Raw genomic sequence first — 25080 nt, 5'->3', positions numbered from 1 at the left:
ACTTTGGGCTGTACTACTTCGGGAGGCGAACCTGTTTCATAGGCGGAAGTCTCGTTTGGGCATGGGACTTTTCCTTGTTATTGAAGGGAGTTCACCAGGTTTTAGAAATCGTAATTCCGTCTTAACGAACCTGTAACAGATCTGTCACACAATGGGGGTAATATAAGAATAAGTAATTGACCCCCTTTTATATATTTTGGCACAGGCGATCGAAGTCTGTGCCCCTTTTTTTGCCTTCATATCAGCGAGTCCTGTTACATTCACCAACCGCCATTCCCCCCTGTATAAACAATCCTTTTTTCCTGTTCTATTGGTTACGGTGTGCAATATATAGTATAATTTAATCAAGAGAAGCGGATTGTCACACTATCCTTAATTGTGAAAATGTGATCAATCAATCCTGTCCCGATAATCCAGCTGTTCCGCAGTACATACAGAGCAGGGACAGTAGCATTCCAAAACAGGTCAATATCTTTTTTTATGAATATAAATGTAGCAGACATAGCAGAGGTGAACCGTATGAGACGAGTAAGCAACTGTATTTTACATGATAAAAAAAGCGATCAGGTGTTAATGCTGCAAAAGCCCAGCCGCGGATGGTGGGTGGCACCGGGCGGAAAGATGGAGCCACGGGAATCCGTAAAAGAAAGTGCCGTACGTGAATTTAAAGAGGAAACAGGCATTGACCTCCATGAACCCACACTAAGAGGCGTGTTCACGGTCGTTGTGGAAGAAGAGGGGAAAACCGTTAACGAGTGGATGCTGTTTACGTTTTACGCTGAAAATTTCAGTGGTGAACTTCTCAGTGAATCTCCCGAAGGCCACCTGGAGTGGCAGCCTGCGGAAAATATTATAAATCTTCCTATGGCAGCCGGGGACCACCACTTCTTTAAACATATCCTGAGCCGGGACGGTCTCATTTACGGCACGTTTGTTTACTCCATAGATTATAAACTGCTTTCATACAGCCTGGATGCTGAATAAAAGAGGGGAGAGGTGACAGTGATGGAAAACAGAACAAAAGCAACAGAGATGGAAATTGTCATTGTTACAGGGATGTCAGGAGCCGGAAAGACTGTCGCGGTCCAGAGCTTTGAGGATCTCGGTTATTTTTGTGTGGATAACCTGCCTCCCGCGCTGATTCCGAAGTTCGTTGACTTAATTGAAAACTCCGGTGAAAAAATGAAGAAGGTCGCGTTTGTCATCGATCTTCGCGGCAGGGATTTTTTTGATGAACTTTTCGCAACCATTGACTATCTCAGTTCAGAGGCCAAAGTGACGCCCCAGATTTTGTTCCTGGAGGCGAAGGACGATGCGCTTGTCCGCCGCTATAAGGAAACGAGACGTTCGCATCCTCTTGCGGGAGACGGACCGCCCCTTGAAGGGATTAAACTGGAACGTCAGATGCTTGATGAATTAAAAGGGCAGGCCCAGTTGATTATTGATACGAGCGATCTGAAGCCCCTTGCCCTGAGAGAAAAAATTATCGAACGCTTCTCCTCACCAGAGAAAAATGTATTTTCCGTGCAAATCATGTCGTTTGGCTTCAAACACGGCATTCCGATTGATGCAGACCTTGTGTTTGACGTGAGGTTTCTTCCAAACCCCCACTACATTGACCATATGCGTCCGAAGACGGGGCTGGATAAAGAAGTGTCCGACTATGTGCTTAAGTGGTCAGAGACCCAGCAGTTTAACGAAAAGCTTCATGATCTTCTGAGCTATATGCTTCCTCATTACAAACGGGAAGGGAAAAGCCAGCTAATCGTTGCTATCGGCTGTACAGGAGGCAAACACCGATCTGTCACCCTTGCTGAATACTTTAAGCAGAAAATTCTCGATCTTGGTTACATGACGTATGTTTCTCACCGTGACGTAGAGAAAGGACGACGAGAAGGTTGAAAAAAGCAAATGTCGTCATTTTAGGGGGAGGAACAGGACTGTCGGTTTTACTCAGGGGATTAAAGACTTTTCCGGTGGATATTACGGCCATTGTCACCGTAGCCGATGACGGGGGCAGCTCCGGGCGTCTCAGGAAAGAGCTCAATATTCCGCCGCCGGGTGATGTGAGGAACGTACTCATTGCCCTTTCTGAAGTGGAGCCTCTTGTAGAAGAGCTGTTTCAGCACCGTTTTGAAAATGGGAACGGCCTCACCGGCCACTCTCTTGGCAACCTCCTCCTCGCGGGGATGACGTCCATTACAGGCGGGGACTTTGCCAGGGGTGTGGAAGTGCTGAGCCGGGTGTTGAATGTAAAAGGGAAGGTACTGCCTGCAGCGAACCAGAGCATCGTCCTCCATGCAGAAATGGAAGATGGGACCCACGTAGAAGGGGAATCCAAGATCCCTCATGCGGGTAAAAAAATCAAACGGGTTTTCCTTGAACCGGAAAACGTAACGGCCCTCAAGGAATCTGTGTACGCGATTAACAAAGCCGATCTGATTGTGATTGGTCCGGGAAGTCTGTATACGAGTATCCTGCCCAATCTTCTTGTTCCGGGAATTGCAGATGCGGTTAAGAAAGCCTCGGCTGAAAAGGTCTACGTCTGCAACGTAATGACCCAGCCCGGGGAGACGGATGACTTCAGTGCAGGTGACCATGTGCAGGCCCTTGTAGACCATGTAGGAAAAGACCTTCTCGATAAGGTGCTCGTAAATACCCAGCCGATTCCTTTGTCCTACGCCCAGCGTTATGCAACTGAAGGGGCGATGGAAGTAAAGGTGGACAGCGATCATCTGAATAAACTGGAAGTAGAAATTATAGGGGATGAACTGTTATACTTTGATAATTACCTTCTGCGACACGATGCCCTGAAAGTTTCCCAGCGTCTTGTGAGTATGCTTTAGGGGAAGATAAAGCTATAATAGTAAATAAAGATAAAACGATGTGACCGGTCATCCTACTGGCCGGACTTGTAAATTTTTTACGTCAGGGGGTGGGACCTATGTCCTTTGCTTCCATGACAAAAAAAGAACTCACTCAGCTGGAGGTCGACCCGTGCTGCAGCAAAGCAGAGCTGGCGGCCCTTATCCGCATGAATGGTTCTTTGTCATTCGGAAACAAACAAATGATTCTCGATATCCAGACCGAGAATGCAGCCATAGCAAGACGGATTTATTCATTGATTAAAACGTGTTATCCATTGCACGTTGAGCTTCTCGTGCGTAAGAAGATGCGGCTGAAAAAGAACAACGTCTACATTGTAAGAATCTCCAATGAAGCGCGTAAGCTTCTTGAGGAGCTTAAAATAATGGAAGGGGCTTTCTCTTTTACGAGAGAAATCTCTCCTGATCTGATTGAAAAAGATTGCTGTAAACGGGCATATCTACGCGGGGCATTTCTGGCCGGAGGGTCCGTTAACCATCCTGAAACGTCTTCTTATCACTTGGAGATTTTCTCTCTTTACGAGGAACATAACGATTCTTTACGCAGGCTGATGAATCATTTTCACCTGAATGCAAAAATGCTGGAGAGAAAAAAAGGATTTATCCTCTATTTGAAAGAAGGAGAACGTATCAGCGATTTTTTAAATGTCATCGGTGCTCATCAGTCACTGCTTCGATTTGAAGATGTCCGTATTATGAAGGACATGAGGAACTCTGTAAACCGCCTTGTGAATTGCGAAACCGCCAACCTGAATAAAACGGTAGGTGCCGCTATGAGGCAGGTAGAGAACATCCGTTTCATAAAGGAAGAAGTAGGTCTTGATATTTTACCGGACAAGCTTCGTGAAATTGCAGAGCTCCGGATCAATCATCAGGATGTGACGCTGAAAGAGCTCGGTGAAATGGTTGAAAGCGGGAAAGTAAGTAAGTCCGGAGTCAACCATCGTTTAAGAAAAATTGATGAGTATGCGACAAAACTAAGGGCAGGAGAAAAGGTTTAGTCATTTTTGACTGCCTTTTCTACAGGCTCTTTTTGAAAGCGCTTGTATATAAGGACTAAAGGAGGAATCGGAAATGATCGAGGAAACATTAACTGTAAGACGAAAAACAGGATTACAGGCAAGACCGGCTGCCTTGTTTGTACAAGAGGCAAACCGCTTCTCGTCAGATATTTTTATCGAACGTGACGGGAAAAAAGTGAATGCCAAAAGTATTATGGGGATTATGAGCCTGGCTATTGGTTCAGGAAAAACGGTTGCGCTGACGATTGAAGGCAGTGACGAAGCAGAAGCTCTGGAAGCATTACGTCAATTTGTCGAGCGGGAAGAATAGACGCTCTGTTCAACTTTTTATATTTTTAAGAAAGATGACTCCGGGTAGACTTGGGTCATCTTTTTTTTAGCGAAGAGCCTGTTTTTTGAAAATTGGAGGCTTGCAAAACGAAGGCATTCCTGCACCAACTCAAACTTTTTAAAGAAAGAAATCTAATTTACACATTAAAAAATGAGCCCCGGATGTTTCACACATCCGGGGCTCATTCGTGATTCACACGCTTCTTATGCGTTGGACAGATCTGTTTTCTTTGCCATTACATCATCGATAAGACCGTACTTCTTGGCAGCATCCGCTGTCATGAAGTTGTCTCGGTCAGTATCACGCTGAATGATTTCCATAGGCTGGCCTGTACGCTCAGCAAGAATCTGATTCAGTTTTTCGCGCATTTCAATAATGCGTTTTGCGTGAATCTCAATATCAGATGCCTGGCCTTGTGTTCCTCCAAGCGGCTGGTGAATCATAACTTCACTGTTTGGAAGGGCAAATCGCTTGCCCGGCTCCCCTGCTGCAAGAAGGAATGCCCCCATGCTTGCTGCCATACCGATACAGATTGTCTGTACTTTTGGGGCAATAAACTGCATCGTATCGTAGATGGCCATACCGGAAGTGATGGAGCCGCCCGGGCTGTTAATGTACAGGGAGATGTCTTTCTCAGGGTCTTCGGCTGCCAGGAACAACAGCTGTGCTACAATGGAGTTTGCCACGTTGTCATCAATACCTGACCCCAGCATAATAATACGATCTTTTAACAAACGGGAATAGATGTCATAAGCACGTTCTCCCCGGTTTGTCTGCTCAATAACTGTAGGAATTAAATTCATTTCGAAATCCTCCTTTAAAATTGTATACGTATGATGTTGTGAAAGCATCTGCTTCATCATGAAGGTACTCTTATCATAACCGTAATGGTCAGTGAAGGTCAAATGTTTCACCCTTATGTATTTAATAAAAAAATCGACACTTTTCATGATAGCCTAATCTCGGGGAATTCAAACTTCAGTTGAGCTATTTAACGAATTCAATTACAAATATTGCATCAGGAAAGCGCATACAATGTGTGGTAAAATAGCAGTGTGATAGATAGGACTTTTCCATTTGGTGAAACTTCTGCATTCTGCTTTACTATTCTGGCAGAGGAAGAAGCAGGTGTACTTCATCTTCGAGGAGGCCAAACGGCGCTTCGCATGCAATGAACGGAAATCAACACCTGACTTTAACAGAGCCACTATTTTAAAGATTGTGTCTAATCATGTATACTTGGGTGAGGGAGGTTATACCTCATGATGAATATGGATTTAGGATTGTATCAGCAACAGACAATGAAGCTTGTCATGACGAACGAACTGAGACAGGCAATTACGATACTTCAATATTCGGCTCTGGATTTGAACAACTATCTCCACGAACAGCAGCTTGAGAACCCGCTGATTGAATTAAAGGAAAGCAGGGCTCATGAAGAGCTGGTCCGTGACAGTATGAATCTTCAGACCCCATACTATGACAGAGGGAGCCGTCACGATCACGATGACGACTACTCCCCCCTTGACCATGTTAGTGACCAGACAGAAGGGCTCCAGGATTTTTTGCTGAGCCAGCTCAGGCTCCTCAAACTTCCTGATGCACAGAGAAGGATCGTCGTTTACCTCGCTCTTTGTGTGGACGAAAACGGCTATCTGCCCTATACAATAGAAAAACTGGCAGAAGAATTGGATGAACCGTTGGAAAATACGGAGTCTGCTCTTCATATTCTTCAAAGCCTGGAGCCGGCGGGTGTCGGCGCCCGCTCATTAAAGGACTGTCTCCTTCTTCAGCTGAGACAGCTTGAAAACCGTGACCTCCTGGCAGAACGGGTGGTAGAAGAGGATCTTGATCTCCTTGGAAAAAAGCAGTACAAGAAGATTGCTAAAAAAGCAGGTGTCGATGTTCAGGACATACAGACGATTGCTGATCTTATTCAGACACTGAACCCAAGACCGGGGGCTGTGTTTCAGGATGAGCCGGCCAAGTATGTGACACCCGACATAACGGTGAAAAAAATCGAAGGCCGTTATAAAGTGATGTTAAATGACCAGTACCTGCCAAAGGTGTCGCTGAATCGTCAGTATGAAAAAATGCTGAAGGAAAATAATGAAGAATTAACCGGCTATTTAAAGCAAAAGCACGAGCAGCTTCAATGGATAATAAAAAGCATTGCCCAGCGTCAGCAAACGCTCAAAAATGTAACAGAGGCCATTATAAAGCACCAGGAGGCTTTCCTTGATCACGGTCCCGGCTACCTTCAGCCTCTTACATTAAAGCAGATCGCTCAGATTGTTGATGTTCATGAATCCACGGTCTCCCGGGCGACAACAAGAAAATATGTCCAGACACCCCGGGGTGTGTTTGAACTGAAATATTTCTTTAACTCCATGGTTGGCGGAGGAGCGGGCGGCAGTGACGGGACTTCCTCCGAAAAGGTGAAAATTTACCTGAAGCGCCTCGTTGATGAAGAGCCGAAAGCCAAACCTCTCTCCGATCAGAAGCTGGCCGAGTTATTGAAGTCTGAACATGATATCCATGTCTCAAGACGTACGGTTGCCAAGTACCGGGATGAGATGCACATTCCTTCTTCGTCCCAGCGGAAACGTTACGCCTGACATAAACAGGAGGTCCCTCAGTTTGAAATTGACTTTTTACACAAAAAAAGACTGCCCGTTATGTGAAGGCGGCCTGGCAGTTTTGGAGATGCTTCGTGAAGATTATCCGTTCACCGTTAAAGAAATGGATATTTACGAGGACGACGCTCTCCTTGAAAAATACCAGATCCGCATTCCTGTCATTGAAGATGATAAGGGAAAGGTTTTGGAAGAAGGAAATATCTCTTATTTTACATTGAAACAAAAACTAAATGATTTGTTTACAACTTAATTCTTGAATCACAGACCTTTACTTGCTACAATGGCTTTGGATGTACACAAAGTGTGTTATCCAAAGTACGGACAATCCGATTGGCAGGGCGGGTCTTTTTTTTACAGTGGTTGGGACATAATATGTCTATGGGGGACAAATGGTGTCCCGAATAAGCAACCTGGACGATTACTTATCCTTACCCAATCCCTGTTACATAAAAACGGCCTACTTAAAAAGGAGTTTCAAAGATGAATCGATTGTTGGATATCCAGAAAAAACTGCTGCCTGATCTTGTAGATACGATGGGTATGCGGTATCGGATTCTTCGTTTTGTCCGGTTAATGCAGCCGATCGGAAGAAGAAGCCTCGCTTCCAGCCTTGAAATGTCCGAGCGGGTGTTAAGAAGTGAAGTGATGTTCTTAAAAGACCAGGGTCTGGTCAATGTCGCTTCCTCAGGAATGACGCTCACAGAAGAAGGGTACAATTTACTTGTTCAGCTGGAAGAAGTCATGAAAGAAACCTTCAACATCAGCATGATGGAGAAAAAGCTCAAATCTCATTTTAACCTTCAGGATGTGGTTGTTGTCCCTGGTGACAGTGATGAATATCCGTGGGTAAAAAAAGAGATGGGAAGAGCGTGTGTCTCGTTGATGAAAAAGAAGTTTTCAACAGAAGAGAACATCATTGCTGTAACAGGAGGAACATCCATCTCAGCTGTTGCTGAAATGATGGCTCCGAACACAGAACTGGAAAAAGCGCTGTTTGTTCCGGCAAGGGGAGGCCTTGGGGAACAGGTAGAGAACCAGGCGAATACGATCTGTGCTGAAATGGCCAGAAAAGCATCAGGAAAGTACCGGCTGCTTCATGTACCTGATCAGCTCAGTAAAGAGTCGTACAGTTCTCTCGTTGAAGAGCCGTCCGTCAGAGAAATACTCGGCCTGATCCGTTCAGCCGCCATGGTTGTTCACGGTATCGGGGAAGCAAGGACAATGGCGACCCGCAGACAGTCTTCGCAGGAACTCGTCGATAAACTCAGGGATAAAAATGCAGTTGCTGAAGCCTTTGGTTATTATTTCGATCAGAGTGGGGATATTATCCATAAAGTACTGACGATCGGATTACAGCTGGAGGACCTCGCCACGATTCCTTATGTGGTTGCCGTAGCAGGAGGGTCATCGAAAGGGCACGCGATTCAGGCATATATGAAGCAAGGGCCGAGCGAAGTCCTTGTCACAGATGAGGGCGCTGCAAAAGCAATACTGAGTGAAATTGAGGTTTAATCATGTCCCATGCCGTTAATAGAGCGGTAATGTGGACAATCACATTGTGTATCAAGGGGATTACCCTTTGAAATATAAAACTTTCTTTACCCAAATAAGGAGGAGCTATTATTATGGCTACAAAAATTGGTATTAATGGTTTTGGACGTATCGGACGTAACGTATTCCGAGCAGCACTAAACAACAACGATGTTGAGGTAGTAGCAGTAAACGATCTTACTGATGCTGACATGCTTGCTCACCTTCTGCAGTATGACTCTGTCCACGGTAAGCTTGACGCTACTGTTGAAGTACAAGGAGAGAACCTTGTAGTAGATGGTAAAGAAATCAAAGTACTTGCTGAGCGTGACCCTGCGAAACTTGGTTGGGGAGACCTTGGAGTAGAAGTGGTTATCGAATCAACAGGACGTTTCACGAAGCGTGCTGACGCTGCGAAACACATCGAAGCAGGTGCGAAAAAAGTATTAATCTCTGCTCCGGCATCTGACGAAGACCTTACAGTTGTTATGGGTGTTAACGAAGAGAGCTACGATGCTGACAACCACCACGTTATCTCTAACGCATCTTGTACAACGAACTGTCTTGCTCCATTTGCAAAAGTACTTAACGACAAGTTCGGTATCCGTCGCGGTATGATGACAACTGTTCACTCTTACACGAACGACCAGCAGATCCTTGACCTTCCACACAAGGACTACCGTCGTGCCCGTGCTGCAGCTGAAAACATCATCCCGACAACAACCGGAGCTGCAAAAGCTGTAGCACTTGTACTTCCTGAGCTTAAAGGGAAGCTGAACGGTGGCGCTATGCGTGTACCAACTCCTAACGTATCTCTTGTTGACCTTGTGGCTGAACTTGACAAAGAAGTAACAGCTGAAGAAGTAAACGCAGCATTTAAAGAAGCAGCTGAAGGAGACCTTAAAGGTGTTCTCGGTTACAGCGAAGAGCCGCTTGTATCCGGTGACTACAACGGAAACCCTGAGTCTTCAACTGTAGACGCTCTTTCTACAATGGTTATGGAAGGCAACATGGTTAAAGTCATCTCCTGGTATGACAACGAGTGGGGCTACTCAAACCGCCTTGTAGACCTTGTTGGCTATATCGCTAAAAAAGGACTGTAAACCTCTCATAATGATCCACAACTGAAAGAGGCAGCGGTTTCCGCTCCTCTTTCCCTTTTACTTAACTCATATAGCTCGGAATGCCCGGGAAATCAAATTGAATGAAAACACGAGGAGGCCAATTTCATGAACAAAAAAACGATTCGTGACCTCGACTTAAAAGGAAAACGAGTATTCTGCCGTGTTGACTTTAACGTCCCGATGAAAGATGGGGAAGTAACCGATGAAACTCGTATCCGTGCTGCCCTGCCAACGATCAAGTACCTTACAGAGCAAGGGGCAAAAGTTATTCTGGCGAGTCACTTAGGCCGTCCTAAAGGAGAAGTCGTTGAAGACCTTCGTCTCGATCCTGTGGCTAAGCGCTTGAGTGACCTTTTAGGAAAAGAGGTCCTAAAAACCGATGAGGTATATGGCGCTGAGCCGAAAAAAGCCATCGACCAGCTTGGTGAAGGAGATATCGTCCTTCTTGAAAATGTCCGTTTCGAAGCTGGCGAAGAGAAGAACGATGCAGATCTCGCCGCAGCATTCGCTGAGCTTGCTGACGTTTACGTAAACGATGCATTCGGTGCTGCTCACCGCGCACACGCTTCTACTGAAGGCATCGCCCATCATCTGCCGGCACTCGCAGGTCTTTTGATGGAGAAAGAACTTGATGTTCTCGGTAAAGCTCTTTCTGAGCCTGAACGTCCGTTCACAGCCATCATCGGCGGTGCAAAAGTAAAAGATAAAATCGGTGTAATTGATAACTTGCTTGATAAAGTAGACAACCTGATTATCGGCGGCGGACTTGCCTACACGTTCATAAAAGCCCGCGGTTTTGAAATCGGTAAGTCTCTTCTTGAAGAAGACAAGGTTGATCTTGCAAAGAAGTTCATGGAAAAGGCAGAGAAAAACGGTGTGAACCTTTACATGCCTGAAGATGTTGTTGTAGCTGACGACTTCGGTGAAGACGCAAATACGCAAGAGGTTGATATCGACAGCATCCCTTCTGACTGGGAAGGCTTGGACATTGGTCCGAAAACCCGTGAAACATTTAAAGAAGTCATCACTTCTTCCAAGTTGGCAATCTGGAACGGTCCAATGGGCGTATTTGAACTTGAAACCTTTGCTAACGGAACAAAGGCCGTTGGTAATGCATTAGCAGATGCAGAAGGAACGTATACGGTTATCGGTGGAGGTGACTCTGCAGCAGCTGTTGAAAAATTCGGCATGGCTGACCGCATGAATCACATTTCAACTGGTGGCGGAGCGTCACTTGAGTTTATGGAAGGCAAAGAACTTCCTGGTGTCGTTGCTTTAAACGATAAGTAAGCATTACTATTTATGAGGAGGTCTGGCAATGCGTAAACCTATCATTGCAGGAAACTGGAAAATGAACAAAACGAAGCGTGAAGCTCAGGACTTTGTACAGGAAGTCAAAGGGCTTATCCCTTCAAAGGAAACGGTAGACGCAGTAGTATGCTCTCCATCGCTGTTTTTGGACGCCCTCGTAAAAGAAGCGGAAGGCAGTGACCTTAAAATCGGTGCTCAGAACATGCACTTTGAAGAGAGTGGTGCTTTCACAGGTGAAACCAGCCCGGTTGCACTTTCCGATCTGGGTGTAACATATGTTGTACTCGGCCACTCCGAGCGTCGTGAACTTTTCGGCGAAACAGATGAGATCGTGAATCAAAAAGTACACGCTGCATTCTCTCATGACCTCACACCTATTGTTTGTGTAGGAGAGTCTCTTGAGGAAAAAGAAGCTGACAAAACAGCACAGGTAGTAACGGACCAGGTGCAAAAAGGTCTTCAGGGTCTTACAGAAGAGCAGGTAAAGAAAACGGTTATTGCCTATGAGCCAATCTGGGCGATCGGTACAGGTAAAACCGCTTCTGCGGACGATGCAAACGAGACTTGTGCAGTCATCCGTGAAGTTGTGAAGTCTTCTTTCTCTGAAGCGGCGTCTGAAGCGATCCGCATCCAGTACGGCGGAAGTGTGAAGCCGGCAAACATTGAAGAGCTTCTTGGAAAGTCCGATATTGACGGAGCACTCGTCGGTGGAGCAAGCTTAGACCCTCAATCTTTCTTACAGTTAGTGGAGGCAGGAAATAAATGAGTAAAAAACCAACCGCATTAATCATCCTCGATGGTTTTGCGTTGCGTGATGAAACGAAAGGTAACGCGGTTGCCAAGGCAAACAAGCCGAACTTTGACCGCTACTGGAACGAGCACCCGCACGCAACACTTGAGGCCTGCGGAGAGGCAGTAGGTCTTCCAGAAGGCCAGATGGGTAATTCAGAAGTAGGTCACTTGAACATCGGTGCCGGCCGCCCGGTGTATCAAAGCCTGACCCGTGTAAACCTGAGTATCCGTGAAGGTGAGTTCTATGCAAACCAGACGTTCAAAGACGCTATGGATCACGTAAGGAACAATGGAACCAATCTTCACATCTACGGACTTCTTTCCGATGGCGGGATCCACAGTCACATCAACCACATGTTTGCTCTCCTGGAAATGGCACAAAAGAGCGGTGTGGAAAAAGTGTATCTTCACGGCTTCCTTGACGGCCGCGACGTAGGTCCTCAATCAGCAGAGAAGTACATTCGCGAAACGCAGGAGAGAATGAAAGAGCTCGGTATTGGTGAAATTGCATCCATTCAGGGACGCTACTACGCCATGGACCGTGACAAGCGATGGGACCGTGTTGAAAAATCCTACCGCGCCATGGTTTACGGCGAAGGTCTTAAGTACCGTGATCCTATTGAAGCTCTTGAAGACTCTTATAAAAATGACATCCACGACGAATTCGTTCTTCCTTCTGTAATGACACAAGAAGACGGTGAAACACCGGTTGGAACAATTCAGGAAGGGGACGGTGTTATCTTCTTTAACTTCCGACCTGACCGTGCAATCCAGATGTCACAAGTATTCACAAACGACGAGTTTGATGGATTTGATAAAGGCCACCGCTTTCCGAAAGACGTACACTATGTGTGTCTTACACACTTCAGTGAAACGGTTAAAGGGTATGTGGCATTCGAGCCTCAGAATCTTGCAAACACACTCGGGGAAGTGGTTTCCGAAGCAGGCCTGACCCAGCTTCGGATTGCTGAAACCGAGAAGTACCCTCACGTTACGTTCTTTTTCAGCGGTGGACGCGAAGCGCAGTTCCCGGGAGAAGAGCGGGTATTGATCGATTCTCCTAAAGTAGCCACTTACGACCTTAAGCCGGAAATGAGTGCTTATGAAGTAACGGATGCTCTTATTAACGAGATCGATCAGGACAAGCACGATATGATCATTCTTAATTTCGCCAACCCTGACATGGTCGGTCACTCCGGTAAAATGGATCCGACTGTCAAAGCGATCGAAGCAGTGGATGAGTGCCTCGGCCGCGTAGTCGAGAAGATTCACGAAAAAGGCGGACAGGCCATTATTACCGCTGACCACGGCAACTCCGATGAAATCATGACAATGGAAGGAAAGCCAATGACGGCCCACACGACTAACCCGGTACCGGTTATCGTAACAGGTCACAAAGGTGAAATCCGTCAGGACGGTATTCTCGGAGATCTGGCACCAACGATGCTTGAACTGCTTGGTGTTGAGCAGCCAAAAGAAATGACAGGTAAAAGTTTGATTACAAAATAAAGACGGTGCAGGTGAACGGGAAAAGAGAAGCGAATACAGCCCTACGGAGACGTTCGAAGGCCTTTGTATCCGCAGACCTTTTCGGCGTTTCACACCGTACTTTATTCAAAATTAAAAGGAGTGTTTTGAACATGACTGCAATTATTGATGTATATGCACGCCAGGTATTGGATTCCCGCGGGAACCCGACTGTAGAAGTAGAAGTAACATTGGAAAGCGGCGGATTCGGCCGCGCACTTGTACCAAGTGGTGCTTCCACTGGTGAATACGAAGCTGTTGAACTTCGTGACGGCGGCGACGCTTGGATGGGTAAAGGCGTAGGCCAGGCTGTTGAGAACGTAAACGAGCAAATTGCTCCGGAACTGGTAGGATTCGACGCTCTTGACCAGGTTGGCATTGACCAGCTTATGATCGAGCTTGACGGTACAGAAAACAAAAGCAAGCTTGGCGCAAACGCCATCCTTGGAGTATCCATGGCTGTTGCACGTGCGGCTGCTGACGCTCTAGGTGTACCTCTTTACACGTACCTTGGCGGATTCAACGCGAAAACTCTACCAACACCAATGATGAACATCATCAACGGTGGTGAGCACGCGGACAACAACGTTGACATCCAGGAATTTATGATCATGCCTGTAGGTGCTGAAAAGTTCGTTGACGCACTTCGCATGGGAGCTGAAATCTTCCATAACCTTAAGAAAGTACTCAGCGAAAAAGGCTACAACACAGCTGTAGGTGACGAAGGCGGATTCGCTCCAAACCTATCTTCCAACGAAGAAGCGCTATCTACCATCATCGAAGCGATCGAAAAAGCTGGCTACAAGCCAGGCGAAGACATCGTTCTTGCCATGGACGTTGCCGCTTCTGAAATCTACGAAGACGGTAAATACAACCTTAAAGGTGAAGGTGTTGTTAAAACATCTGAAGAAATGGTTGCTTACTACGAGGACCTTTGCTCTAAGTACCCAATCGTTTCAATCGAAGACGGCCTGGACGAAAACGACTGGGACGGCTTCAAAAAGCTTACTGACGCTCTGGGCGAAAAAGTACAGCTTGTTGGTGACGACTTGTTCGTAACAAACACAAACAAACTTTCTCAAGGTATCGAACAGGGAATCGGTAACTCTATCCTTATCAAAGTAAACCAAATCGGTACACTTACTGAAACGTTTGACGCAATCGAAATGGCGAAGCGCGCAGGCTACACTGCGGTAATCTCTCACCGTTCCGGTGAAACAGAAGACAGCACAATTGCTGACATCGCAGTAGCTACAAACGCTGGCCAGATTAAAACAGGAGCGCCATCCCGTTCTGACCGCGTAGCGAAATACAACCAGCTTCTTCGCATCGAAGACGAGCTCGAGTACATCGGCCGTTACGCTGGAAAAGACGCGTTCTACAACCTAAGCAACAAGAAGTAAGTAATATACAAAAGCCCCGCTGCACATATGGTGCAGCGGGGTTTTTGGCATTTGTTGAGGGTGGGTGGAAGGGGATTTGGTGCACACCGGTCTTATGAATTTAATGGTGGATGAATGAGGGGGAGGGTGAGAGAAAGACCGGTTAATTTATGAGAGCCCTGACTAATTTAAATGGAAGGAAGGCAGGTCGCGGGAAAAGACCGGTTAAATTTTTGAAAAGCCCGATTAAATGCGGCAAAAGCCCTGTTGACCTCAACCTGATGAAAAAACGCCCAAACTCCATGAACAACGCACTCAACAGCAACACAGGGGAACCTAGATAACCCTCCGCCACACCCTTCTACCACCAGCACACTCCCCTGCGCACACTTACATCCGCCCTTTACACCAATCCCCCTTATTCACCATCCCCGGACCTGCTCAATGATCTTATCCTCAAGATCAAAGATCGTACTGAAGAAGATTAAAAAATACAGCAGCATAAATAACAATGAGATAATCCCCAGTATCATTCCGGCAGTAGCGAATGACCGCCGTTCCGTACTCTTCCTCCCCGGTATAGCCAGAATAATCGCCAGAAGGCTGCTGGGAATTGACATAAACGCAAGCAGGATCCCGCCGATCAGGGAGGCAATCCCCAGAATAAAGCTGGAATAGGCAAAAGCACGCTTTAAACCATCATCATGAACGGGCTTGTTCGGGTAAATGGACGCTGTTCTCCTCTCCATCACTGCCCCTCCTCGTGAAAATCCTCTTCATACTTTATATGACTAACCAGGATCAATTAGTCCTTTTGCACTGTCCACCACAGAACCAGAAAGAAATGCTACAATAGACGAAGAGCAACAAGGAGGCCACTGAATAAGTACAAACCAACTTTTTCAGTGCCTTTATTCCAGTGGCAATGGCTCCACCCGGTTGCGCGCCAGTTACGAGAAAACCACTCATAACTGGCTTTTAAAACATGCAACCGTTACGCTCATTGCTTAAAAGGCACTGAAAAAGTTAAAGATCGAACTTTTTCAGTGCCTTCAACAAGAAGGAGGAGTCAGACATGATTGAAAGACCATTAAAAGTCGGGATTATCGGACCGGGAGGCATTGCCAGAAGTGCCCATGCGCCGTATTACATAAATGACAAACGCACAGAGCTGGCAGCTGTGACATCCAGAACGCTGGAGAAAGCAGAAGCTTTTGCTAAAGATTTTAATGTCCCGGCTGCCTACGATGATACTCAGACAATGCTTGAAAACGAGGATATCGACCTCGTGAGCATCTGTACACCGAATAAGTTCCACAAGGACGCGGTCATTCAATCCCTCAAGGCAGGCTGCCATGTCCTTTGCGAAAAGCCGCCGGCTATGTCTCTTGCGGAAGCGGAAGAAATGGAATTTGCCGCAGAGGAAGCAGGCAAGGTTTTGATGTATGCTTTTCACCACCGTTACAATCTTGAAACACAGGTGCTTAAACGGGCAATCGAAGCAGGTGACCTGGGCAGCATTTATCATACGAATGTTCAAGCCATGCGTCGCAGGGGAATTCCTGGGTGGGGCGTCTTTACTAACAAAGAGCTCCAAGGGGGAGGCCCCCTTATTGACGTAGGTGTTCACATGCTTGATTTGGCTCTTTACCTGACGGACTTTCCTGAACCGATCGAAGTAATGGGATCGACGCATAAACGTATTGGTCATAAACCGGGAGTTGGGCTTCTCGGCCAGTGGGATCCAGCCAAATATGAAGTGGAAGACCTCGCTACAGGAATGGTTCGTTTTCAGAATGGGATGAGCATGCTGATTGAGTCCTCTTTTGCTGCTAATCAAAAAGAGGAAGAAACGTTAAATGTTAAGCTTCTCGGGGACCAGGGAGGAGCCGAGACAGCACCACTCCAGCTCTTTGAAGAAAAACACGGTTCACTTTTAAACACAACGCCTGCCTATCTGGAAAAAACAGATCCCCGCTCCAGTTACGAGCGGCAGATAACGCACTTTATTGATTGCTGCCGTGGGGAAGCCAAACCTCTTTCTACACCGGCTCAGGGAACAACGGTTCAGAGGATTGTTGAAGGGCTCTATGAGTCAGCAGCCAAATGTCAGTCTGTAAGTTTGTTGTAAAATTCAGAAAATGTCTATCTCAGAGGGTGAATGTCCTATTGCACACCTCATCCTTTTTTGGTAAACTCAAAATAGGTTTTAAGCAAGCTCATCTCAGAGTATTGTTTAAGTGTCGGATGGAGGTGTAGGGATTGTTAGCTGTGACGTCAATACTTCTAGTTATTGTCTCCATTATGCTTATTACAGTTGTATTACTGCAATCAGGCCGTAGTGCAGGACTATCTGGAGCAATCTCCGGTGGTGCCGAGCAGTTAATGGGAAAACAAAAAGCACGTGGTTTGGAAGCTTTCTTAAGCAAAACAACCGTCGTACTTGCTGTATTGTTCTTCTTGTTAACCATTACGGTAGCATTTTATATGTAAAAAGTAATGCCAACAGCAGGGAACCTGGTTCCTTGCTGTTTTTTATTTTGGCGCTGATCAGGATGTATTTGTTGATCCACTTTACTTTATAAATACAATAAGTTGAAGACAATTGGCTTTCTGTGAACACTTCTGAATTCTGTACCCCCAGGAGTCTCAGGTACATGGTTCACATCCCCGGTTTAAACAAGCAACATCATCTTTGCGAAAAGAGGGTGTTCTCTTCATTCTCCTCATATATTTATTCCTATACTCCCGAAATGTTAAGAGTTAATATAATCCTCCTATAAAAAACATGCAAGGTTATCTGACAAACAGGTAGTTTTGTTAGAAAATCAATGTATATAATGAAATCAATTAAATAAATATAAACTTTAAAATAGTTTGACAATTATTAATGAAGCGCTTACAATAATACCATACTTAAAATTGTATACAGTACACAGTATACAAAATAAACCAGGCCATGTTATCTGAATTTTTTTTACTTTCGGACTGTATACAGTATACCGATATGGGAAGTTGAGAGGAGAGAACGGCAATCGATAAATTAAAAAGACCACAGTCACTTACAGAACAGGCTTACAGAGAAATAAAAAGATCAATCATCAACAATGAAGTTGAGCCTTTAGCATACTTAGCTGAAGAAAAAATAGCTAATAATCTTGGCATTAGTCGAACCCCTATAAGGGAAGCGCTCAAACAATTGGCTTTTGAAGGACTTGTTGAGTTGAGGAAGGGTTCTAAGGCAAGAGTAAGCTCTGTCTCACCGGAAGATGCTCTGGATTATCAGTTGTTACGTGAACGATTAGAATCCCTGTCTGCCGAACTGGCAGCTAACTATACAACAGAACGTGACATTAGAGAGCTTATTGAAATTACAGAACAACAAGATAAGTCTTTGGAGTTGAAAGATTACCATCAGTTTATAGAACTTGATTATCAATTTCACAGTAAAATCGCTGAGCTTTCAAACAACAAAAAGCTGGTTGAATTTATTAACTACCTTAACTTACAAGTTCAACGATTTTTAGTTTTATCCAATACGTTGTCTGATAGCGGTATTGAAGCCGTTGATGAGCATTATGTAATTATCGAGATGTTACAAAAACAAGAGTCAGAACAAGCGGGTGTGACAATGCAAAACCACATAAAAAATGTGACAAGACGAATATTTGGTCATTCAAAAACAAAGGAGGATACAAAATGAAGAAAGCAAGCTTAGGGTTATTAACAGCAGGGTTGGTAGCAATGATGGTGGCATGTGGAGAAGAAAGTTCAGGTGCTCAAGAGGACGTATACGAAATTAGAGTAGCTCACTTGGTTAATGAGGAACAATCGACCCATGTAGCACTGGAAAGTTTTAAAGAAAGAGTTGAAGAGAGGTCCGGTGGACAATTGAAAGTTGAAGCTTATCCAAACGGTTCTTTGTACGGCTCTGATCGAGAAGCTATTGAAGCCGTTCAGATGGGGAACCTTGAAATGACGATTCCTGCTGTTGCTCCATTGTCAGGATTTAATAGTAGTTTCATGGTGTTTGACCTCCCATTCTTATTTGAAACCAAAGAAGCAGCATACAGTGCTTTAGACGGTGAACTTGGACAGGGATTAATAGAGGATCTTGAACAGAATGGATTTAAAGGACTTGCTTTCGGAGAAAACGGATTTCGTCATATTACTAACAATGATAAACCAGTAGAAACCCCTGAAGATTTACAAGGAATGAGACTTAGAACAATGGAAAATCCTGTTCATACAGCTAGTTTCCGATCTTTAGGTGCAGATGCTTCTCCATTTGCTTTTGGTGAACTGTATACGGCTCTGCAACAAGGAACTTATGATGCAATGGAGAGCCCAATTTCACTTGTTTACACCAGTAAATTCCATGAAGTACAGGAGTATCTGACATTAAGTGACCACTTTTACGCTGCTACTATTTTGCTAATGAACAACGACTTCTTTAATGATCTACCAGAAGAGCTCAAAGAAATTGTTGTGGAAGAGTCTGAGAACTATCGCGATGAGCAGAGAAAAATTGCTGACGCTCAAGATGAAGAATGGTTGGAATTGCTCCAGAATGACCACAACATGCAAGTGAATGAACTATCTCCGGAGCAAAAAGAGGCCTTTGTGGAAGCTACACAGTCAGTGTACGACGATTTTGAAGAAGAAATTGGTGCGGATCTCATAGAATTGGCAAGACAAGCAAACGAATAGAAACCAGTAAGAGGAAAGCAACTGATGAGGTGGTGCATTCTTTGCTCCACCTCAATAAATGAGGTGATCACATTGTCTGTAAAAAAGTTGTTGGATGAAAGACTGGAAGAAGTGATTATTGTTATCTCTCTTGCGGTAATGGTCCTGCTCATCTTTTATCAAATTATCTCCAGGTCGTTGTTGGGAAACTCATTAAGTTGGACGGAAGAAACGGCGAGGTATATACATATATGGCAAATCTGGATAAGCGCTAGTTTTGCTGTACGGATGAGAAGACATATCAAGGTGGAAATGTTTAAGGACCTGTTGCCTCGTTCAATGCAAAAGGGCGTAGAATTACTATCTCTTTTATTGTGGTTCTTCTTAGCCGTCGTTTTAGCCTATGTTGGGACACAAGTAGTCTATAACATGTACTTAAGTGGTCAAACATCCCCTGCTATGAGAATCCCGATGTGGATTGGATATGCAGCTGTACCGGTAGGTGGGGTGCTGATGTCCATTAGATTGATTCAGCAAATGGTTTGGGTTTTTAAAGCTCCGCCAGAACCGCCAGAACCTACCAGAGGTGATCTGTAATGACGATACTTATTCTTTTCGGAACTTTATTTCTTTTTATTTTATTAAGTGTCCCAATCGCTATTGCACTAGGGTTGTCTGCCATTTTCACAATCTTGATCACGACGGATATGAATCTGACGATTATTGCTCAACGGGCATTTACTTCACTGGATTCTTTTCCATTAATGGCTATACCTTTCTTTATGCTGGCAGGAGTATTAATGGGAAAAGGTGGTGTGTCAAAAAGGCTTTTACATTTAGCCACTGCTATCGTTGGTTGGGTCACTGGTGGATTAGCCATGGTAACGGTAGTAGCTTGTATGTTCTTTTCTGCCATATCCGGATCAGGTCCTGCAACCGTAGCTGCAATAGGGTCGTTTATGATCCCTGAGATGAAACGAAGAAATTATGGAGCCGGGTTTGCTTCCGCAATTACAGCTTCAGCAGGATCTATAGGTGTGATCATCCCTCCTAGTATACCGTTTGTTCTTTATGGAGTAGTAGGCAGTGTTTCTGTCGGGTCTATGTTTCTAGCAGGGATTATCCCAGGGTTACTAGTTGGTCTTTCATTATTACTGATCTCCTTTCTTATTTCCAAAAAGCACAATTACCGAGCAGCTACAACAACCTATTCTTTTAAAGATATGATGACCGCTTTTTGGGATGCAAAATGGGCCCTCCTTATTCCGGTGATTATTTTAGGGGGGATTTACGGTAGTATTTTTTCTCCAACGGAAGCAGCCGTTGTGGCTGTAGTATATGCTCTGGTAATAGGGACCTTTGTATATAAAGAACTTAATTTCCGCAATATTTATCAAGCGTTTGTTGAAGCTTCAATCATTAATGGAGCGACTATGATTATCATCGGTCTTTCCATTTCCTTTTCTTACTTGATGACTGCAGAGAGAGTTCCTATGACAATTGCAGATTACTTGACTAGTTTGTCTGAACATCCAATTGTAATTTTACTTTTGATTAATATCTTTTTGTTAATAGTAGGGGCATTTATCGATACAATCTCAGCACTGGTTATTTTAACGCCTATTTTACTGCCGGTCGTTGTTCAAGTAGGTGTAGACCCTATTCATTTTGGGGTGATCCTGATAACGAACCTAGCGATAGGATTCATCACTCCACCGGTAGGGGTTAACTTGTTTGTTGCCTCCAATATAAGTGGGACGCGAATTGAAGCGATATCACGTGCGGTGCTACCGATACTCCTGATGCTGATTATCTCACTGTTGGTTATTACTTTCGTTCCTGAGCTATCGACTTTCCTACCACAATATTTTGAGGGGAGGTAATGGTTAGATGATTGTCAGTACTTCCGATGAATTTTCTACTTTGGATATTGAGTCAATGAAGGAAACAGGAATTGATGTAAAGATCTTTTCTTGTATTGAGGAAGTGCCTTTGTCGGTACGAAAAGAGACGGAGGTACTCGTCACTTTTGGAAACGATTTGAATGAAAAAAACATCTATGACTTTGAACGATTGAAGTGGATTCAATTGCTTAGTGCAGGACTTGAAGACCTTCCGTTTATGCAGCTTCAAGAAATTAAACCGGTTGTTTCTAACGCTAAAGGCATTCATACTCGTCCGATGGCCGAATACTTGATCAGTACAATGTTGTACTTTGAAAAAGACTTTAACCGTTATTCTAAACTTAAGAAAGACAAAGTTTGGGATCGGAGTGTTTTTGTAGGAGAACTAGTAAACCGAAAAGTCTTAATCTTCGGAACCGGAACCATCGGAGCTGAAATGGCAAAAGTGTGTTCGTTCTTTGACTGCGATGTAGATGGTGTAAATACTACAGGAGCTGAACATTCTCAATTTAATCGAGCATTTACCCTTGAAGAGGGGTTAAAGAATATTGGTTTTTATGATTACGTGGTCAGTGTTCTACCGTTAACGCCAAATACGAAAAATATGTTTACAAAGTCAGAGTTTGAAAGAATGAAAAAAAATGCCGTCTTTATCAATGCGGGACGCGGGGGTCTTGTTAATGAAGCAGACTTAGCCCATTCGATAGAACAAGGGGAGATTAAAGGGGCGGCTTTGGATGTGTTTGTTCAAGAGCCCTTACCGAAAAGTCATTATTTTTGGGATCTTGATAACGTGTTGATTACACCCCATATGTCTGCAAAGTCTATTCATTACCTGACAAGATGCAAGGAGATATTTGAGCAAAATTACAAACACTATGAAAATGGAAACATTGAAGAAATGATAAATCTGGTTGATTTACACCGGTACTATTAAGGAGGTGACCGTTATCATGCCTACAATAAAAAGATCAATTGTAAGTCCTATAGAGTTATATGAAAAAGTTAAAAGGTTACCTTTACCTGAGCAAGTAGAAGAAATAACAAAAACACTTGTAGGTATTAAAAGTATTAATGGGACTAAAGGAGAAGTTGAAATTGCAGAATTCCTTTTGGGGTTTTTAAGGGAAATTCCATATTTTAAAGAAAGAAAAAGCTCCGTTTGGGACCACCCTCTTAAAGATGATTTATTAGGAAGAAAAAATGTTTATGCGCTCCTGGAAGGAGAAGGATCTAGCAAAAAGACAGTTTTATACCACAGTCATATTGATACCGTAGGGGTAGATGACTTTGGGGAGAATAAAGAAATTGCTTTTCAACCTGATCTACTGAAAGCTCAGTTTGCTGAACAAGTTGAAAACCTTCAAATACAAGAAGAAGCACTAAGCAATGAATGGATGTTTGGCCGCGGTGCACTGGATATGAAAAGCGGAATTGCTGTCCATCTTGTTAACCTTATGTATTTTTGCGAGCGAGTAAAGGTCTTAAACGGAAATATCTTGGTTATGTTCAATCCGGTAGAAGAAAACGAGCATACAGGTGCTATTGAGTCAGTGAATGTTCTTTTAAGATTAAAAGAGGATGAAAATCTGGACTTTGCAGCAGGTATTAATAACGATTTTGTTACAAGTTTGTATGAAGGGGATCAAAGTAAATACATTTACACCGGTGCCGTTGGAAAACTCCTCCCTTGTTTTTATATAAGCGGAAGGGAAGCTCATGTAGGAGAGACACTTACGAGTGTGGACCCTACTTTAATTTCTGCCGAGATTAATCGAAATTTGAACAACAATATGGAGTTGGCAGAGGATTTTCAAGGGGAGTTAATGCTTCCACCAACCTGTCTTTACCAGAGAGACAATAAAGATTTTTATAATGTACAAACAGCTCTGACAAGTTATTTGTATTTTAATTACTTTGTTTACAAAGACAGTCCGGATCAAGTAATGGAAAAGCTTTTAGTCAAGACAAAGGAAGCTTGTGTAAGCGTGGAAGAACATATGAAAAAACAATTTAATACGTTTTCACGTGTTACAGAAACAAATCCGGCTACAACATTGGACTGGAGCATTGACGTGCTTACTTATGAAGATTATACCTCTTCATTAGCGAAGAAAGGTATCGACATTGACAGTATAACTAAGAAAGTAGTCAAAAAAAATCAGCTTCTTGAAAAGCGAGAGTTATGCTTTGAAATCATTCGCCACCTCCAGGAAGCGGATCCTGATCAAAAGCCAAGGGTAATCATTTTCTTCGCACCTCCTTATTGTCCACATAATTATTTACGTGATCATGTAGATAAAGAGGCACAAACGATTGAGGTTATAAAGGAAGTATTATCGCAATTTGAGGAAGAAACCAACGAGACATTTAAACTGAAAAAATTCTTTCCTTTCTTATCAGACAGCAGTTATTTATCACTTCATGATACGGATCAAGAATTGGACCGTCTCATTGAAAACTTTCCCGAATGGGAAGCCCTTTACCCGGTACCTGTTCACAACATACGGAGGCTGAATATTCCTTCAATCAATATGGGAGTATACGGGCAAGATGCCCATAAACGAACAGAAAGAGTGTTTATGCCTTACTCCTTCAACATCTTACCGAAACTAATCCGCACGTTTACCGAAAAACTATTAAACCAATAGGAGGAGAACATTATGCTACAGACGAAATCATCTCTTTTTGAAAGAGCTTCAAAAGTGACACCCCCTACTGCTCAAAGGGCAACTAAAATAGGTGTTGTTAAAGCGGAAGGGAGTTACCTGTACGGAGAAGATGGACAAAAGTATCTGGATTTTGCAAGCGGCGTTGCAGTAATGAACGTTGGACATAACCACCCGAAGGTTGTCGAAGCGGCTAAGAGGCAAATGGACGAGATGATTCATGCAGGACACAATGTCGTTTATTATCCGTCCTATATTGAACTTGCAGAGAAACTCAATGAACTAAATGGTGGAGATCACATGGTTTACTTTAGTAACAGTGGTGCGGAAGTAAACGAAGGGGCCATTAAACTGGCCAAGAAGGTTACCAAAAGACCGGCTGTTATCTCCTTTAAACGAGGTTTTCATGGAAGAACATTAGCAGCCACATCAATTACAGCCTCAAGTGCGGCTTACCGAAAAGATTATGAAGGTTTAATGCCTAGTGTGTATTATGCAGATTTTCCTTACGTCTTTCGGTCAAATCTAACAGAGGAAGAGGAAGTAGAGAGATGTATTCAACAACTTGAGGAGATCTTTAAATTTCAAGTAACACCGGATAGTGTTGCAGCGATTATTCTTGAACCAATTCAAGGTGAAGGTGGTTATATTGTGCCTCCTCAATCGTTCTTGGAAAGGATTCGCCGAATTTGTGATGACCATGGTATTCTTCTTGTTTTTGATGAAATTCAGACCGGATTCGGACGAACAGGAAAAATGTTTGCCTACGAGCATTTCAATGTAAAACCGGATATCATAACCCTTGCTAAAGGAATTGCATCGGGCTTTCCTTTGAGTGCTCTTATCGCTCCTAAAGAGATAATGGAACAGTGGCCTGCAGGCACTCATGGAGGAACTTATGGAGGTAATCCAGTTGCCTGTGCAGCGGCTTTGGCTTCTATTAAAATCCTTGAAGAGGAAGGATTATCCAATTCTACAACCTTAGGAAAATACTTCAAAGGTAAATTACTAGAATTAAAAGACAAGTATAAGGTTATTGGTGATGTAAGAGGTTTAGGCTTAATGCTCGCAATGGAACTCGTAAAGGATGATGGGACTCCTGATCCGGAAAAACTCGCTCACTTAAGAGCTTTTGCCGAGAAGAAAGGTGTCATTCTATTGGGATGCGGGACGGATAAGAATGTTATTCGATTTATTCCACCTACAACCGTAACAAAACAAGAAATTGACCTTGTGCTGTCAATTGTTGAAGAAGGGCTGACCGAAAACGAGTAG

Annotated in this window: 24 protein-coding genes; 22 read left to right on the top strand and 2 right to left on the bottom strand. The window is 44.0% G+C overall.

All coding sequences use genetic code 11. The features are described from left to right. The first annotated feature begins 519 nt into the window (after positions 1-519). From EBO34_RS12325 to EBO34_RS12305, 5 genes are all read left to right on the top strand, one after another. Positions 520-984 carry an NUDIX hydrolase gene (locus tag EBO34_RS12325; RefSeq protein ID WP_122898973.1) on the top strand — a complete coding sequence of 155 codons (465 nt, stop codon included), beginning with the start codon at positions 520-522 and terminating at the stop codon, positions 982-984. A 21-nt stretch (positions 985-1005) separates the two neighbouring features. Further along, positions 1006-1902 carry an RNase adapter RapZ gene (gene rapZ, locus EBO34_RS12320; RefSeq protein ID WP_122900062.1) on the top strand — a complete coding sequence of 299 codons (897 nt, stop codon included), beginning with the start codon at positions 1006-1008 and terminating at the stop codon, positions 1900-1902. Then, positions 1899-2846, top strand: a complete 948-nt coding sequence (locus EBO34_RS12315; RefSeq protein ID WP_122898971.1) for a gluconeogenesis factor YvcK family protein — start codon at positions 1899-1901, stop codon at positions 2844-2846. Before rapZ ends, EBO34_RS12315 begins: the two co-directional genes overlap by 4 nt. A 98-nt stretch (positions 2847-2944) precedes the next feature. Next, the gene (whiA, locus tag EBO34_RS12310) at positions 2945-3886 is read left to right on the top strand and encodes a DNA-binding protein WhiA (RefSeq protein WP_122898969.1); all 942 of its coding nucleotides are present in this window, start codon (positions 2945-2947) and stop codon (positions 3884-3886) included. Between the two features lie 73 nt (positions 3887-3959). Further along, positions 3960-4217 (top strand): HPr family phosphocarrier protein, encoded by a 258-nt coding sequence (locus EBO34_RS12305; RefSeq protein WP_122898967.1) that lies wholly within the window; start codon positions 3960-3962, stop codon positions 4215-4217. A gap of 224 nt (positions 4218-4441) precedes the next feature. Here EBO34_RS12305 and clpP read toward each other — a convergent pair whose 3' ends face one another. After that, positions 4442-5041, bottom strand: a complete 600-nt coding sequence (gene clpP / locus EBO34_RS12300) for an ATP-dependent Clp endopeptidase proteolytic subunit ClpP (protein WP_122900060.1) — start codon at positions 5039-5041, stop codon at positions 4442-4444. Positions 5042-5500: 459 nt separating this feature from the next. Here clpP and rpoN point away from each other — a divergent pair, with 459 nt between their 5' ends. The 8 genes from rpoN to eno all read left to right on the top strand — a co-directional run bounded on the left by rpoN (position 5501) and on the right by eno (position 14564). Next, on the top strand, positions 5501-6856 hold the full coding sequence (gene rpoN / locus EBO34_RS12295; protein ID WP_249414080.1) for an RNA polymerase factor sigma-54: 1356 nt from the start codon (positions 5501-5503) through the stop codon (positions 6854-6856). A gap of 22 nt (positions 6857-6878) precedes the next feature. Continuing rightward, a complete protein-coding gene (locus tag EBO34_RS12290) occupies positions 6879-7127 on the top strand; it encodes a glutaredoxin family protein (RefSeq protein ID WP_122898965.1) in 249 nt (82 codons plus the stop codon). A gap of 230 nt (positions 7128-7357) precedes the next feature. Beyond that, positions 7358-8389: a sugar-binding transcriptional regulator gene (locus EBO34_RS12285; protein ID WP_122898963.1), complete on the top strand. Its 1032-nt coding sequence runs from the start codon at positions 7358-7360 to the stop codon at positions 8387-8389. A gap of 113 nt (positions 8390-8502) precedes the next feature. Next, positions 8503-9510, top strand: a complete 1008-nt coding sequence (gene gap, locus EBO34_RS12280) for a type I glyceraldehyde-3-phosphate dehydrogenase (RefSeq protein ID WP_122898961.1) — start codon at positions 8503-8505, stop codon at positions 9508-9510. A 126-nt stretch (positions 9511-9636) separates the two neighbouring features. After that, complete coding sequence (locus EBO34_RS12275; protein ID WP_122898959.1) at positions 9637-10821, top strand: phosphoglycerate kinase; 1185 nt, start codon at positions 9637-9639, stop codon at positions 10819-10821. Between the two features lie 28 nt (positions 10822-10849). Beyond that, entirely contained in the window at positions 10850-11608 is a 759-nt protein-coding gene (gene tpiA / locus EBO34_RS12270) for a triose-phosphate isomerase (protein ID WP_122898958.1), read from the top strand. Next, on the top strand, positions 11605-13143 hold the full coding sequence (gene gpmI, locus EBO34_RS12265) for a 2,3-bisphosphoglycerate-independent phosphoglycerate mutase (protein ID WP_122898956.1): 1539 nt from the start codon (positions 11605-11607) through the stop codon (positions 13141-13143). The genes tpiA and gpmI overlap by 4 nt, the downstream gene beginning before the upstream one ends. 131 nt (positions 13144-13274) lie before the next feature. After that, complete coding sequence (gene eno / locus EBO34_RS12260; RefSeq protein ID WP_122898954.1) at positions 13275-14564, top strand: phosphopyruvate hydratase; 1290 nt, start codon at positions 13275-13277, stop codon at positions 14562-14564. A gap of 401 nt (positions 14565-14965) precedes the next feature. On the opposite strand, the gene EBO34_RS12255 is transcribed toward eno, so the two are convergent. Then, positions 14966-15292 carry a DUF4190 domain-containing protein gene (locus tag EBO34_RS12255; RefSeq protein ID WP_122898952.1) on the bottom strand — a complete coding sequence of 109 codons (327 nt, stop codon included), beginning with the start codon at positions 15290-15292 and terminating at the stop codon, positions 14966-14968. A gap of 326 nt (positions 15293-15618) precedes the next feature. On the opposite strand from EBO34_RS12255, the gene EBO34_RS12250 reads away from it, so the two are divergent. The 9 genes from EBO34_RS12250 (at position 15619) to EBO34_RS12210 (ending at position 25080) form a co-directional block, all read left to right on the top strand. Further along, a complete protein-coding gene (locus EBO34_RS12250; RefSeq protein ID WP_122898949.1) occupies positions 15619-16674 on the top strand; it encodes a Gfo/Idh/MocA family protein in 1056 nt (351 codons plus the stop codon). Positions 16675-16805: 131 nt separating this feature from the next. Further along, complete coding sequence (secG, locus tag EBO34_RS12245; RefSeq protein ID WP_122898947.1) at positions 16806-17036, top strand: preprotein translocase subunit SecG; 231 nt, start codon at positions 16806-16808, stop codon at positions 17034-17036. 541 nt (positions 17037-17577) lie between these two features. Further along, complete coding sequence (locus tag EBO34_RS12240) at positions 17578-18246, top strand: GntR family transcriptional regulator (protein WP_283234594.1); 669 nt, start codon at positions 17578-17580, stop codon at positions 18244-18246. Next, complete coding sequence (locus tag EBO34_RS12235) at positions 18243-19253, top strand: TRAP transporter substrate-binding protein (protein WP_122898943.1); 1011 nt, start codon at positions 18243-18245, stop codon at positions 19251-19253. Before EBO34_RS12240 ends, EBO34_RS12235 begins: the two co-directional genes overlap by 4 nt. Before the next feature lie 72 nt (positions 19254-19325). Beyond that, positions 19326-19829: a TRAP transporter small permease gene (locus EBO34_RS12230; protein ID WP_122900056.1), complete on the top strand. Its 504-nt coding sequence runs from the start codon at positions 19326-19328 to the stop codon at positions 19827-19829. After that, on the top strand, positions 19829-21115 hold the full coding sequence (locus EBO34_RS12225) for a TRAP transporter large permease (protein ID WP_122898941.1): 1287 nt from the start codon (positions 19829-19831) through the stop codon (positions 21113-21115). Before EBO34_RS12230 ends, EBO34_RS12225 begins: the two co-directional genes overlap by 1 nt. Positions 21116-21122: 7 nt before the next feature. After that, on the top strand, positions 21123-22073 hold the full coding sequence (locus EBO34_RS12220) for a D-2-hydroxyacid dehydrogenase (protein WP_122898939.1): 951 nt from the start codon (positions 21123-21125) through the stop codon (positions 22071-22073). Positions 22074-22089: 16 nt separating this feature from the next. Then, positions 22090-23787, top strand: coding sequence for a M20/M25/M40 family metallo-hydrolase (locus EBO34_RS12215; protein ID WP_122898937.1), 1698 nt, complete (start codon positions 22090-22092; stop codon positions 23785-23787). Between the two features lie 12 nt (positions 23788-23799). Further along, positions 23800-25080: an aspartate aminotransferase family protein gene (locus EBO34_RS12210; protein ID WP_122898934.1), complete on the top strand. Its 1281-nt coding sequence runs from the start codon at positions 23800-23802 to the stop codon at positions 25078-25080.

The organism is Alteribacter keqinensis (assembly GCF_003710255.1).
GTDB lineage: Bacteria > Bacillota > Bacilli > Bacillales > Salisediminibacteriaceae > Alteribacter > Alteribacter keqinensis.
This window is presented reverse-complemented; position numbering and strand designations above follow the sequence as displayed.